Below are 13,327 nucleotides of genomic sequence, written 5' to 3'. Positions count from 1 at the left end.
ATGCACCCCCAATTACACTTTCGGCAGAGTGGTGAGAAAACTGACGTATACCTTCTTTCCCACCTGAAACCTAGCATTTGAACTTGTAGTTCTTGAAAGCTCCAATTCAGCCTTCAAATCCAATCATTTCATGTGCGCAGTCCATTTTATGCTTTCTTCACTCTATGACTTGAAATGTCACTAAACATACCTGCATATTGAACGACATCCCCCGCATCATTCTTTATCGAACTTATGGTCAGCCATTGCAGATATTGCTGCCCATCCTTTCGGCTATTCCAGATTTCACCTTGCCAAAATCCATTTATCTCAATGGATTTCCACAAATCCTCATAAAAAGTTCGAGACTGTTTACCCGACTTAAGTATACTAGGGCTCTTACCAATTACTTCATTTTCCTGATAACCCGTAATACTGCAAAACGACGGGTTTACTGAAATGATCTTACCGGTGGTATCGGTAATTAGAATCCCTTCTATTGTATGATCGATCACTTCTTTGGCAAGCCCCATTTTGCCTTGGAAATACATCCAAACAACTAAAATCAAACTTGCAAGGGCAACTTCTGACAACGCCATGAACCCGATTGCATAATGTCCTGTGATATTGAATAACAAGGATAAAATTAATGGCGGAAAAAAACCTCCCAAACCGCCCATGGCGGAAACGATCCCATTCACAATACCAGCCTGCTTTTGGAAATACATCGGCACCAGTTTAAAAATAACACCATTTCCCATTCCGGCACATAGGGCAATACTCAAACAGCCAATAGTGTACCAGCCAATTGATGGAGCAAAGGATAGGATCATCGCTGAAACTGTATACACTCCAAAAACGAACATGAGCAGAATGAGAGAATGAAAACGATCTGCAAGCCATCCGCCAATTGGTCTCATAAGGGTAGCAAGTACAATAAAGCCTGCTGTCCTTAAACCGGCATCAACCTTATCCAATCCAAAGTTAGCTACAAGAGAATTTGGCAGATAGATAGTAAATGCAACAAAAGAACCGAATGTTATAAAGTAAAATAAACTTAGCAGCCATAGTTTTTCATTTTTGTAGACACTCTTCACTTGTTCTAATAGCGGTGTTTTTACTTTCAGCTCTTTTTTATCCCCTAACAGAAAGTTACCTGCGATAAAGACCCCCAAAATCACAAGGTAAAGCTGTACAGTTGTTGACCAGCCAAAATTCTCAGCTACAACGGGTGCTGCAAAAGCCGATACTGCCGTACCAAGGTTTCCAGCACCGTAAATTCCGTTTATAAAACCATGACGTTCCTTTGGATAATACTTAGGTAAAGAGGTTACTCCAACTGAGAATACGGCTCCTCCAATACCAAGGAAAAGTCCTCCAATCAACAAATCGACAAGGGAATCGGCAATGCTGATATAATAAACAGGGAACAATAGTAACATAAAGCTAATCAGGAAAATTTTCCTGGCACCGAACTGATTGGCGTAAAAGCCAAGGGGGATACGAAGTACAGATCCTAAAATGACCGGAACGGCTGTCACCAGGGCAAGCTGACTCTCCGGTATAGCAATATCTTCTTTAATAAAGGGCATCAGGGAAGAAATTAATACCCATACCATAAATCCGACTACTAAGTTTAAAGTCTGTAATGGAAGCTGTATTTTCTTAATCATTCTGATCACTCTCTCTTCTAATTACATATTGTAAACCCGTGTTTGCGTCAAAAGCTGACCACTCATTTTTGTTTCGTACCATATTGCATGTCAGGGGAACAGCGAAAAAATTCAGGTGATCAAAATAAATGCGTAGATGGGTCATGTCAGGACAAATCTCCACCTTATCTATCGTTTTAGTAACAAAAAGCGCTTTATCCTGCCCATCATAATCCAAGATAGCCACTCTGGCTTTTTCCGAGACTAATGATTGTAAACCTTCCAAATTAATGTGTTCCACATGTATTGCACCCTCTCTTTGCACTGTATACATTCATTTGAAAACCCTGCAAATATTCCCAGAATGTATCTTCTGCATGATTCTCGATAAATTCAATTGTTTCCACTACAGACTCCCAATTGCTCATTCCCTTTACTTCGGCAACTACAATATCGGCCCCATCTATTGACTTTTCATCTAAATACCAGTTAAGAAGGACATCTTTAAAAAGGTCTGAAAGGAGCTTATCGATTTCAGCAGCAAAATTTCCAGATGCTTCTTTTACAAAACAAAAATCAAAGTATGTTTCACTGTTCATTTGATTCACGCCTTTTCGTTTTTCGTTTTTTTATAAGTAAATAACGCTAAGGGAAACACCACTATGTTTAATCCCCCAAATATTAGAACATTTACATAATTTTCATAATAATATTGATGAACCATAAATTGGGTAAATACAATATTCATCATAAAGAAGGCACAAAGCAACGCGACACCGATGTACTTAAACTTCATAACGCTTCACCCTTACAGCGTATACTGCGCCATTTTCAACTTTCACTTGAATTTCAGGCAGGGGCCTTCTTGGCGGTCCGGCAGTTGGAGCACCTGTTTCAACATCAAATTTCCCATGATGGCAAGGACAGATCATTTCACCTTCTTCTTTCACCCAAAATACCGGGCAACGAAGATGTGTGCATGCATTTTGGTATGCTACGTATTTCGTTTCAGACAATCTGATCAAAATGGCATCATCATGATCCCCTGGAAATTTAAATTCCACTGCGTCACCAATTGCAAGTCCGCTTACATCGGTTATTTTTTTGTGAGGATACTCCTTTTCCCCAAGACCCATCAATTCTTTAGCCGCAATCGCTCCCCAAGGAAGGGAGGAAATCGCGAATACTCCTGCAGCTCCCACTAGTGTTTTCATGAACCCCCGTCTGTCGAGCTTTCTTTCATTATCCCGTTCAATATTATGGGTGTAATTATCTTCATTAAAGGGGATTTTATTATTTTTATCCGACGGCATATAAATCCCTCCTAAAATAGCTTTTCAATTCCTTGTAAAATACCCGGCAAATTTACCTTAACGTTCGTTTCACTTTCAAGATAAGGCAGACTACTCACCCATTTTCCATTATCTAGATTAAATTGTTTTTTTCTATTTCCAATTTCCTCATCGGTGAGCCACTGAAGTGTATTGGATGGACAAACACTTGCACACATTGGCGGGATACCTTTTTTTGTCCGGTCAATACATAAATCGCATTTGTACATTAAGTTTTGCTCTGTGTCAAATTTTGGTATTCCATATGGACAAGCAATCGTACAGTTTTGGCAGCCAATACATTTTTCAACTAGAGCTGATAAGACGGCCCCTGTCTCATGTATTTGGATTGCCTGGGCAGGACAACTTCTTGCACAGGCCGGATTCACACAATGGAGGCACATAAGAGGCATCGTCTGCCGATTGACCAGAGGGTTTACATCATATACATAGTTCCTGTTCCGCTCTTCATGCCCTCCGCATTGTGTACAAGCAGCAAGGCATGACCGGCATCCTATGCAGTTTTCAAGTTCTAAATAGAGCCTCTTTTTCATTTATTGCACCTTCTTTATTTCGACTTTTTCCAATTGAGCCGCACAGACCTTAAACTCCGGCATACGGGATATTGGGTCAAGCGCTGCAATCGTTAATAGGTTGATAGATTGCTCGTGCCCAAAATGGTATGGAACAAATACAGTGTCCTCACGAATTGCTTCTGTAATTTTCACTTTATAGATTGCCTCGCCTCTCCGGGTGTACAGGCGGACCTTATCCTCATGGTCCATATTGTATTTTTTTGCTGTTTCCGGATGTACTTCGACGTATGGCTCCGGACACATATCACGCAGGAACTGGATTCTTCTCGTCTGGTTTCCAGATAAGTAGTGGTAAACGACACGCCCGGTTGTTAAACGAAGTGGATATTTTTCATCTGGCTCCTCAGCAGGGGGTCGGTAGGGAAGCGCACAAATTTTCGCTTTGCAGTCTGCGTGATAGAATTTCTTATCCAGGAACATATGCGGAGTTCCCATATCATTTTCATCCTTACAAGGCCAAAATACTCCGTCCTGTTTGTCGATTTTATCCCATGTTGCACCATAATAATCGGCATTTCCGCCTTTACTAGCCAGTCTGAATTCATCAGCTATATCTTTTGCTGTTTTCAAATGGGAAAAGTATTTTCCTCTTCCAAGACGTTCTGCAAGTTCTACTTGTATTTGCCAATCGGGCTTAGATTCACCGATTGGTTCTTGTGCCTTATTTATCTTAATAATTCTTCCTTCAAGGTTTGTAACTGTTCCTTCATCTTCTGACCACGTTACAGATGGCAAGATCACATCCGCAAACTCTGCTGATTCAGAAAGATAGAAATCCGAACACAACATAAAATCAAGATTTTTCATCGCACTTCTGACGAAATTCAGATTTGGCGCAGACACTGCAGGATTAGAACATAGCAGATACAATCCGCGAATCGTTTTTTGTTCCATCAATTCAAACATTTCATATGCAGAAACACCCGGCTGGGGCATTTCTTCCGGAGTGATTTTCCATACTTTACAAACTTCTGCTACATGTTCAGGGTTTGTAATTTTACGGTATCCTGGCAATAAATCGGCTTTCTGGCCATGCTCCCGTCCCCCTTGCCCGTTTCCTTGACCAGTGAATGTCGCTACACCAGACTTTGGCCGTCCGATTTTACCTGTCACAAGCGCCAAGTTTGTATATCCAGATACATTGTCAACACCCTTATGCTGCTGTTCGATTCCACGGGCAAACATGACAACTGCATTTGGTGATTTCCCATAAATTTCTGCTGCACGAATGATTTTTTCCTGTGCCACACCTGTAAGCTCACTCGTATATTCCGGTGTAAATTCTTTTACAAGTTCTTTTGTTTCTTCAAACCCGTTCGTATGATTATTAATGAAATCTTCGTCAGCATAACCGTTTTGAATTAATAGATTTAAGATTCCATTAGCAAGGGCAAGATCCGTTCCCGGTTTCAAGTCAAGATGAACATCTGCTCTTCTTGCAATAGGAGTTTCACGGGGATCTGCCACGATAATGTATCCTCCTCTTTCTTGTACGTTCCAAACACGGAACATAGAAGTTGGATGGCATTCTGCTGTGTTGCTTCCTGCAATAAATAAGCAATCTGTTTCATGAATATCAGTCCAAGGTAATGTTGAACCTCTATCAACTCCAAAAGAACGAAGGAATCCCCCGGCTGCACTTGACATGCAAAATCGGCCATTATAATCAATGTAGCGAGTTCCAAGAGCCACACGTGCAAATTTCCCTGTTAAATAGCATTTTTCATTTGTCATTGATACCCCGCTGAAAACGGATAATGAATCTTTTCCATATTTAGCTTGAAGTTCACTGAATTTATTTGCGATTAAATCATACGCCTCATTCCAGCTTGCTTCACGGAAGCCTTCCTTTGTTCCCTTTAGTGAAGCATCATCCCGAATAAGCGGTTTTAAAATACGATCTTCATGATTCGTCTGCTGGTAAGCTGTAACCCCTTTTGGACACATTTTCCCAACGGTTACAGGCCAATCATAACGGGGTTCAACCCCAATGATTTTATTCGTCGCTACATTTACCCTTAAATTCATTCCGCATTGCATTCCGCAATAAGCACAATGGGTTTTGACCAATGTTTCATTCGGGTGCATCACATTACTTTCTGTTTTAAAAAACTTATCCTTTTGCATCCTGGTTTGCCTCCTTAACTTTTACTTCATGGATGGGGAACCCGGAAAATTGGGCAATCCTGTATTTTCTTCGACAAGGAAGGCACATTTCAGCGAGATGGTGGCCTTCTTTCGCTTGGAATTCTATATCATTCCTGCCGAGAACCTCAATGACATCTTTTGATTGTTCTGTTGAAACAAACTCATTACCGCATACTTTGCATCCTTTCATGGATTGTTCCGCATAATGCTCTCTGTAATTTCTTGCGAATACACTCATTGGGCGGAAAGGTATGTGAGCAAGTTTTCCGAACGGAAGATAAATCAATGTAATGACGACTGACCATTGGTGTATCAGGGACATGGCTGGCTGTCCTGCACCATGCATAAAAATGTTCATGAAGGTTAGTGCCAGTCCTGTAACGCTGACCAATAACAGCATAAATAATGGAAGGAAGTCATACATGAATTGTTGTTCTGCCCTTGCCTGCATATTTTTCAAACGGCGATAAAGGGCCATGCATACACCGGAAATGACCATCACTGCTGTAATGTTCAGTGCGTTATATGATAACGTCGCTATAAGCCCATCAGCTGGTACTGTCATTACCTGGATCCCCATGGCGATGATGTTGTAGTAACCGTTCTCGTCCATTGTGAAGTACATCCATCCAAATACTAGAGGAAAGGTCACGAAGCAGGAAAGTATGCAGCCCCAGCCCATTAGAACGTGCTGAGTCCATCGGTAAATTCCCCTGTTCCAGATGAAATTGTATGTTGCTAAATGTTCAACTGTTGTTTTGGGCGTTGATCTTCTTAAGAGAATTTTGATTCCTTTTTTTATAAAAACCTTTGTTGGCGGCCTTTCTCCCCATGCGATAAATCTGTAAAAGAAACCCCCAATAAAAATAAACGTCCCCACCATATAGCCATAAAGGTTTAAATCCACGTGTGTAAACATTCTCGTACCTATAAACGATAAGAATACAAGTCCGCAAACTGCTAGAAACATAGACTTTGCAAAATGTGATGCAAAAGCATCATCAATCGATTTTCCTGTTTTTTGATTTACGGCGACTTTTGCCTGCATTATTATTCCTCCTCATTACAAACAATTTCCATACCCTTATTGTAAGATCTTGCCTGATTGTTCGATATCGGGGAACTTCCCCATCCTTTTGGAAAAACCCCCTTAACTTTTGAAAATAAACAGAAATTCAGACGTGAGAATAGTGATTAGTCCGAATTTCCATCACTCTAATTTCATAACTTCTTATTTGGGATTGGGGTAATAATGTAAATAAGTACGTATGAGGATGTTGGGTTTCAAGATTTTTTTGGAGAAAAAATGCATTTCAACTTCTCCTCTCTTTCGAATTGCAAACCGGTTTTGGAAGACATTATTGGACATAGTGGAAGAAAGGGAGCTTCTTTATCATGAACTTTGTTTAATGAAACAAAAAAGAAAGCACTCTTTAAGAGTACTTTCTCATCTTTTGCGATAATTGCAGAAGCATTATATATCCAGCCATTTTTTCAAGGCCAATGAAATTGATACTTTCAATTCCTTCAATTGCCGTTCTTTTTGAAGGAACAGCCGTTCTGCCTCCTTTAAATTCACCCGTGAGAACTGAATCGATTCCCCTGGTTTAACCTGAGCGATAATTGGTAAATCCGCCGTAATCACCTGAGCTATCTTAGGATATCCGCCCGTTGTTTGGCTATCTGAAAGGAGGATGATCGGATTTCCATCTGGAGGAACCTGAACGGACCCATTTGTAACCGCTTCGGATAATAACTCCCCATTATTCTTTAATTTCAGTGCAGGGCCCGATATTCTATATCCCATGCGGTCGGATTGATTGGAAACTTTAAATAACCTCTCTACAAAACTATCTTTACTTGAATCTGTGAAATATTCATATTGGCTTCCATCGATGAAACGGATGAGAGGTTTTCCTCCTGGCATGAACTCCTTCTCATTGACAAACCACTTTGGGAAGTAAAATGAACCTTTGAACGTTCGATCATCAAGATTCTTCGAAGGTTCATTCAACTCCAAGACATCGTCAGCCTTTAGTGCCCTCCCCAAATAGCCGCCAATCCCAGCCCTTAGATATGTGCTTTTACTCTCCATAACTTCAGGAATAGTAAAGCCTCCCGCTACAGTTAAGTACGCCCTGCAACCTGATTTACACCCTTCAAATCGAAGAATCGATCCATTTTTCACAAGAATGGGCTTCCACATCGGTACCACTTTATTATCAAGTGTAGGTGATAAATTTCCACCTGTTATCGAAATCAGGCAATTTTTCTCTACTTTAATGGTCGGACCCATTAATGTAATTTCCAAGGCCGCTTCTCCTTCTTCATTGCCAACCAACATATTGGCAATTCGTAAAGAATGTGCATCCATCACCCCGCTTACAATCACCCCATGTTGCTTGAATCCTTTTCTTCCAAGATCCTGTATACTGGTCAATAATCCCGGTTTGATTACGCGCAGGCTCACTGTACCCCCTCCTTAAGAATCATTTCTTTATATTCTTGATCCGTAATCGGATGGAACTTCACAATGTCCCCTGCTTGTAATAGACTTGGAGGATTTACATTCGGTAAAAATAGTTTGGTTGGCGTTTGTCCGATCAATTGCCATCCACCAGGCGTTGATATGGGATATACTCCCGTTTGCATACCGGCAATCCCTACTGCCCCTGCCGGAATGGTCATTCGGGGAGAGGAACGCCTAGGTGTCGCGATGTGCTCTGAAAGTCCGCCAAGAAACGGGAAACCCGGTGCGAACCCGATCATATAAGCCAAATATTCACCGGTTGAATGAATATGAATGACTTCATCAGTAGTCAAATCATTATAGCGGGCGACATATTCCAAATCGGGTCCATATTCATACCCATAGCACACGGGAATGGTAACCGTTCGATGTATCAGTTTCTTATCTTCTTTTAAATCCTGTAATTTCATTTCCAAGATGGAACGGACTACTCCAAAGGGAGATATGGTTTCATTACCACTGCTTTTATTTTGTTCCTTATAAATAACGAGTGGATCATAAAAAACCGTCAAATTGGTATAACCCGGTACACATTCTATAAACCCTGCAAACGGTTCGTCTTCCAGCAAATCCTTTAACAATTTTATTTTTTTGTGAACGCTGTATTCCATTCCATTCCCGAATGTTATCACGATTGCGGAATCGCCTAATGGAGAAAGTGTACATGCAGTTTTTTTCAAAAGCTTTTCCGGCATAGGAATCATCTCTTTCTGTCAGTTATAAAACTCCTAATTTTTCATCACGAATGTCCGTTATGAACATATGTCCAGGTGCATGTGTGATCATGATCTCCGGTTTAGTCTCCATAGCAATGGATTGAGGTGTTACACCACATGCCCAAAATACCGGGACTTCCCCTTCACGAATCGTTACTGGATCACCAAAATCCGGATGGTTAATACTAGAAACACCAATCGCTTCAGGGTCGCCAATATGGATGGGAGCGCCATGAACGGCCGGAAAACGCGATGTCACTTGAGCTGCCCTCACCACATCCTTTTGTGGAATCGGCCTCATGCTAGCCACCATTTTCCCATGAAAAATCCCTGCTTCAATACAAGGGATATTGGTTTTATACATGGGTACATTGCATCCCTCTTCAATATGACGAATCGATATATCATTGTTTAAAAGGGCGTGTTCGAATGTAAAGCTGCACCCAATTAAAAATCCAACCATATCCTCTTCCCAGTAGTTTGAGATATCCGTTACTTCTTCCACTAATTCTCCATATTTATATACCCTATATTTCGGAATATCGGTGCGTATATCCCCAGACTTTGCTGCAAATGCGGGAATGGGTGAACCAATTTCCGTAACATCCAGCAATGGACAGGATTTAGGGTTACGCTGACAGAATAATAAGAAATCAAAAGCATGCTCTTTTTTTAAGATGGCTAGGTTCGCTTGTGCATAACCGTTAGCCATGCCAGCGGTCGGCTTTATCAATTCGTTGTTTCGAATCATTGAACGCAACTCAGCTGGGGTAGCTTGAGAAAGATCGATCATTAGTATTCATCTCCTATTACGAAGTGGAAGAAAGTGACAAACTGGCACGCCACATCCTCCTTTATTTATTGGTTTTTCATTCATTGATCATTAAAAAAGTGCTGGCAGTTGTTTCATTAATGTATATACGCCCATCAACGCCATGATGACAACAACGAATACACCGGAAATCGTTAACCATAAAGGATGCTTATAATCACCCACGATATTTTTCTTATATGCGGCAATTAGCAATGTTCCAAGAGCAATTGGTAAGATGAGTCCATTAATGGCCCCAACTACAAGCAGCACTTTAACCGGTTGACCAATCAATAGAAAGCAAATGGTCGATACGGCTATAAAGCCAATGATTATCCAGTTTGCCTTATTATTTATCTTTTCGCTGAAAGTTCTGATAAATGAAACCGAAGTATATGCCGCTCCAACAACGGACGTGATCGCTGCCGCCCACATGACGACACCAAAGATTTTATATCCTATATTACCGGCAGCGAGCTGAAAAACGGATGCTGCAGGGTTATCCGGATTAATTTGTAAACCTTTCGATACAACACCAAGTACTGCTAAAAATAACGCAACGCGCATGACAGTCGTTATCAAGATCCCCATTACCGAGCTCTTCGTGACCTGTGGTAATGAGTCAACGCCCTTCACGCCTGCATCCAATAGACGATGGCCTCCTGCAAAAGTAATGTAGCCGCCAACAGATCCACCCACTAATGTAACGATGGCGATAATATCGATTTTATCAGGGGCAAAGGTCTTCACTACCGCTTCCCCTACAGGAGGAGAGGTTGTCCATGCAACGTAAATCATCAAACAAATCATGAAAAATCCAGCGATTTGCGTAAAACGGTCCATCGCTTTCCCTGCTTCTTTCACTACAAAAATCAGTACGGCAATGACTGCGCTTATTGCCGCCCCCGTAGTTGGGGATATTCCCGTCATCGCATTCAGACCTAATCCGGCTCCTGCGATATTTCCAATGTTAAATGCCAGCCCGCCCATGACGATCAGTGCTGCCAGTACATAACCCAGCCCAGGAAGGACCATGTTTGCAATCTCTTGACCCCGTTTTTCGGATACAGCAATAATCCGCCATACATTTGTTTGGGCAAATATATCAAGAATGACCGAAATAAGGATAACGAAACCGAAACTTGCCACAAGGCTTTGGGTATAAACGGTCGTTTGCATTAAAAAACCTGGTCCTATTGCCGATGTTGCCATTAGGAATGCTGCGCCTAACAATAAAGTGCGGTTCGTTTTTGGCTTAGTCAAATTCTTTTTCTGTGATGTTGTATTTTTGATTGGCTCCAATGGAATCTGCCTCCTGATTGTTTAGTTTTTTTCAAGAAAAGGACTTGACTGTTATTTCAGATAATTGCAAAGATTCCCTAACATGCCGTGCAAAGGATAAAGCATGTGCCCCGTCCCCGTGAATACAAATGGTATCTGCTTTTAAAGCCACATCTGAGCCTTGCTGGGACAGTACCTTCCCTTCCTTCACCATGCGAATGACTTGGGCAACTGCAACATCATCGTTTTCAATCAGTGCGTCCTTTTCCAATCGGGAAGTCAATGAACCATCATGTTGGTAGGTGCGATCGGCAAATACTTCACTCCCTGTTTGCAATCCGATAGCCTGTCCGGCTCGTATTAATTCACTGCCCGACAAACCAAATAAGATAAGCTCGGGATTCACTTTATAAACCGCTTCGGCAATGGCCATGGATAACTCTTTGTTCTTTGCGGCCATATTGTACAAAGCCCCATGCGGTTTCACATGCTGCATACTTCCGCCTTCGGATTGCAGGAAGCCATTTAATGCTCCAATTTGATAGACGACAATATCATAAGCTTCCTGTGGAGAAATATTCATATTGCGTCTGCCAAATCCTATTAAATCCTGTAAACCTGGGTGGGCTCCGATTTTGACTTCTTTCCCTAAAGCAAGCTGAACCGTTTTTCTCATGACTGTTGGATCTCCAGCGTGGAATCCACAAGCTACATTGACAGATGTTACATAATCTAAAATCTCTTGATCATTACCCATCCGGTAAGCGCCAAAACTTTCTCCTAAATCACAATTCAAATCAACCTTGTTCATACTACCCTCTCCTTTAATAACGGAAATTTTAGTAAACCATAAAAATATGTAAGTACTCTTTCAATCATCCAAATGCGCATGTTCCGAAATTCGGAACCTCAGTTTCATATTTCGGAATATTCTCATTCTAGCATATTTTAATTATTTCGACAATGTTTTGTTAGAAAACCTAACATTACAGTTTGATACAAAAAAGCCGTTGTTTCCTTTGAAAGGAAGCAACGGCCATGATTACAGTTTTAAGTTTGGAGTCTATTAATTCAAAATCGGTTAATCGAAAACAATGAAATATCTTCCTTGGTCGTACCGGAGATAATCAAGTCACTCAAAATTTCTCCCATGACACTGCTGAACTTAAAACCGTGTCCAGAGAAACCTGCCGCTATAGCAATATGTGGATAATAAGGATGTTTATCCACTATAAAATGCTCATCAGGGGTCATGGTGTAGATGCAAGTTTTCCCATATTTCATTTTTTGATCAGCAGGCATAAATTGCCCTAAAAACCTCATCAAATCTCCCTCATCCTCATCCAATTCACCAAAACCCTTGATACAGCCATCAGGATTGATCCGCTGTCCTCCATCATGTCTCCCTATTTTCAGTCCAGAACCATTTATACTAGGAAAGCCATAGTATGTACCAAGTGAAGTATCAAAAGTAAAAGCCGGAAAATCATTATGATTATATAATTTTTCATTTGCATGAAACCAGGCAAATGTTTTTCTGATGGGTTCCAGCGGGAGATTCAAATCTAACATCGCCAATATTTTCGGTGCCCACGCCCCAACTGCAACCACTAAAGATTCCGAGTGGAATGTCTGTTCATCCGTTATAACCGTGACCCCGTTACTATGAGCAACTATATTCCTTACTTCACTGTTTACAATGATGTCGGCACCATGGGATTTCGCAAGTTGTTGATACGCCCTTAAGCACTCTTCACTTTTCAACACACCCGAAGTCGATTCATAGCACCCAATGTAGTCTTCCGGCAGTGTTATTCCTGGCCACCTATCATGAATTTCATGGTAATCCAATATTTTCATAGGTAAACCATATTCCTTTGATCCTGCTTTCACTTGTTTAATGAAAGTGGAATTTTGGCTTCCAGCATTCAGGACCCCCGTTGGAAGAAATAATTGTTGACCCGAAATTCTTTCCAATTCACCCCAAAGCTTTTGTGATTTAAGTGCCAAAGAAACATACTCCCTGCCTTCACCATAAGCATGCCTAATAATTCTTGTTTCCCCGTGATGGCTCCCCTTATTATGAGGAGGAGCAAAGGAATCCAATAATAATACTTTTTGTCCTTTTTTTGATAGATAATAACCTGAAGACATTCCCATGGACCCAGCTCCAATTACAATTACATCATAATGCATCTTTCATCCCTCCTCCTTTAAATATGGTCCTTCATTTTAAAAAAAGGAAGCCATTTTACCTTATAAAATAAAGTAAAACAGCTTCCA

13 protein-coding genes are annotated in these 13,327 nt (G+C 41.1%); all 13 read right to left on the bottom strand.

Annotation, left to right across the window (positions count from 1 at the left end; all coding sequences use genetic code 11):
* Positions 1–146: 146 nt before the first annotated feature.
* Positions 147–1,652, bottom strand: a complete 1,506-nt coding sequence (locus tag ACZ9AO_RS01395) for an MFS transporter (RefSeq protein ID WP_476108271.1) — start codon at positions 1,650–1,652, stop codon at positions 147–149.
* Entirely contained in the window at positions 1,645–1,932 is a 288-nt protein-coding gene (locus ACZ9AO_RS01390) for a hypothetical protein (protein ID WP_251539172.1), read from the bottom strand. The genes ACZ9AO_RS01395 and ACZ9AO_RS01390 overlap by 8 nt, the downstream gene beginning before the upstream one ends.
* Entirely contained in the window at positions 1,919–2,230 is a 312-nt protein-coding gene (locus tag ACZ9AO_RS01385; protein ID WP_476108270.1) for a hypothetical protein, read from the bottom strand. Before ACZ9AO_RS01385 ends, ACZ9AO_RS01390 begins: the two co-directional genes overlap by 14 nt.
* Positions 2,231–2,416: 186 nt before the next feature.
* Positions 2,417–2,944: a Rieske (2Fe-2S) protein gene (locus tag ACZ9AO_RS01380; protein WP_251539171.1), complete on the bottom strand. Its 528-nt coding sequence runs from the start codon at positions 2,942–2,944 to the stop codon at positions 2,417–2,419.
* Between the two features lie 11 nt (positions 2,945–2,955).
* Entirely contained in the window at positions 2,956–3,516 is a 561-nt protein-coding gene (locus tag ACZ9AO_RS01375) for a 4Fe-4S dicluster domain-containing protein (RefSeq protein ID WP_249593813.1), read from the bottom strand.
* The gene (locus ACZ9AO_RS01370) at positions 3,517–5,685 is read right to left on the bottom strand and encodes a molybdopterin oxidoreductase family protein (protein WP_476108269.1); all 2,169 of its coding nucleotides are present in this window, start codon (positions 5,683–5,685) and stop codon (positions 3,517–3,519) included.
* Positions 5,672–6,754, bottom strand: coding sequence for a hypothetical protein (locus ACZ9AO_RS01365; protein WP_251539169.1), 1,083 nt, complete (start codon positions 6,752–6,754; stop codon positions 5,672–5,674). Before ACZ9AO_RS01365 ends, ACZ9AO_RS01370 begins: the two co-directional genes overlap by 14 nt.
* A gap of 426 nt (positions 6,755–7,180) precedes the next feature.
* Positions 7,181–8,176: a 5-oxoprolinase subunit C family protein gene (locus ACZ9AO_RS01360; RefSeq protein ID WP_476108268.1), complete on the bottom strand. Its 996-nt coding sequence runs from the start codon at positions 8,174–8,176 to the stop codon at positions 7,181–7,183.
* A complete protein-coding gene (gene pxpB, locus ACZ9AO_RS01355) occupies positions 8,173–8,931 on the bottom strand; it encodes a 5-oxoprolinase subunit PxpB (protein ID WP_251539167.1) in 759 nt (252 codons plus the stop codon). The genes ACZ9AO_RS01360 and pxpB overlap by 4 nt, the downstream gene beginning before the upstream one ends.
* A gap of 22 nt (positions 8,932–8,953) precedes the next feature.
* Complete coding sequence (locus ACZ9AO_RS01350; protein WP_251539165.1) at positions 8,954–9,745, bottom strand: putative hydro-lyase; 792 nt, start codon at positions 9,743–9,745, stop codon at positions 8,954–8,956.
* Between the two features lie 90 nt (positions 9,746–9,835).
* Positions 9,836–10,975 (bottom strand): NRAMP family divalent metal transporter, encoded by a 1,140-nt coding sequence (locus ACZ9AO_RS01345; RefSeq protein ID WP_476108472.1) that lies wholly within the window; start codon positions 10,973–10,975, stop codon positions 9,836–9,838.
* A gap of 121 nt (positions 10,976–11,096) precedes the next feature.
* Positions 11,097–11,855 (bottom strand): 5-oxoprolinase subunit PxpA, encoded by a 759-nt coding sequence (gene pxpA, locus ACZ9AO_RS01340; protein ID WP_063593195.1) that lies wholly within the window; start codon positions 11,853–11,855, stop codon positions 11,097–11,099.
* Between the two features lie 260 nt (positions 11,856–12,115).
* Positions 12,116–13,240, bottom strand: a complete 1,125-nt coding sequence (solA, locus tag ACZ9AO_RS01335) for an N-methyl-L-tryptophan oxidase (RefSeq protein WP_251539163.1) — start codon at positions 13,238–13,240, stop codon at positions 12,116–12,118.
* Between the last annotated feature and the right edge of the window lie 87 nt (positions 13,241–13,327).

This window comes from Peribacillus sp. TE19612 (genome assembly GCF_056279465.1).
Note: the sequence above shows the minus strand (reverse complement) of the source record. Positions and strands in the feature narration are given on the sequence as shown.

What these genes read in the sequence shown, in the direction of transcription:
- ACZ9AO_RS01395 (WP_476108271.1), bottom strand. Translation starts at nt 1,652, where the DNA reads ATGATTAAGAAAATACAGCTTCCATTACAGACTTTAAACTTAGTAGTC.
- ACZ9AO_RS01385 (WP_476108270.1), bottom strand. Translation starts at nt 2,230, where the DNA reads ATGAACAGTGAAACATACTTTGATTTTTGTTTTGTAAAAGAAGCATCT.
- ACZ9AO_RS01380 (WP_251539171.1), bottom strand. Translation starts at nt 2,944, where the DNA reads ATGCCGTCGGATAAAAATAATAAAATCCCCTTTAATGAAGATAATTAC.
- ACZ9AO_RS01375 (WP_249593813.1), bottom strand. Translation starts at nt 3,516, where the DNA reads ATGAAAAAGAGGCTCTATTTAGAACTTGAAAACTGCATAGGATGCCGG.
- ACZ9AO_RS01370 (WP_476108269.1), bottom strand. Translation starts at nt 5,685, where the DNA reads ATGCAAAAGGATAAGTTTTTTAAAACAGAAAGTAATGTGATGCACCCG.
- ACZ9AO_RS01365 (WP_251539169.1), bottom strand. Translation starts at nt 6,754, where the DNA reads ATGCAGGCAAAAGTCGCCGTAAATCAAAAAACAGGAAAATCGATTGAT.
- pxpB (WP_251539167.1), bottom strand. Translation starts at nt 8,931, where the DNA reads ATGCCGGAAAAGCTTTTGAAAAAAACTGCATGTACACTTTCTCCATTA.
- ACZ9AO_RS01350 (WP_251539165.1), bottom strand. Translation starts at nt 9,745, where the DNA reads ATGATCGATCTTTCTCAAGCTACCCCAGCTGAGTTGCGTTCAATGATT.
- ACZ9AO_RS01345 (WP_476108472.1), bottom strand. Translation starts at nt 10,975, where the DNA reads ATGGCAACATCGGCAATAGGACCAGGTTTTTTAATGCAAACGACCGTT.
- pxpA (WP_063593195.1), bottom strand. Translation starts at nt 11,855, where the DNA reads ATGAACAAGGTTGATTTGAATTGTGATTTAGGAGAAAGTTTTGGCGCT.
- solA (WP_251539163.1), bottom strand. Translation starts at nt 13,240, where the DNA reads ATGCATTATGATGTAATTGTAATTGGAGCTGGGTCCATGGGAATGTCT.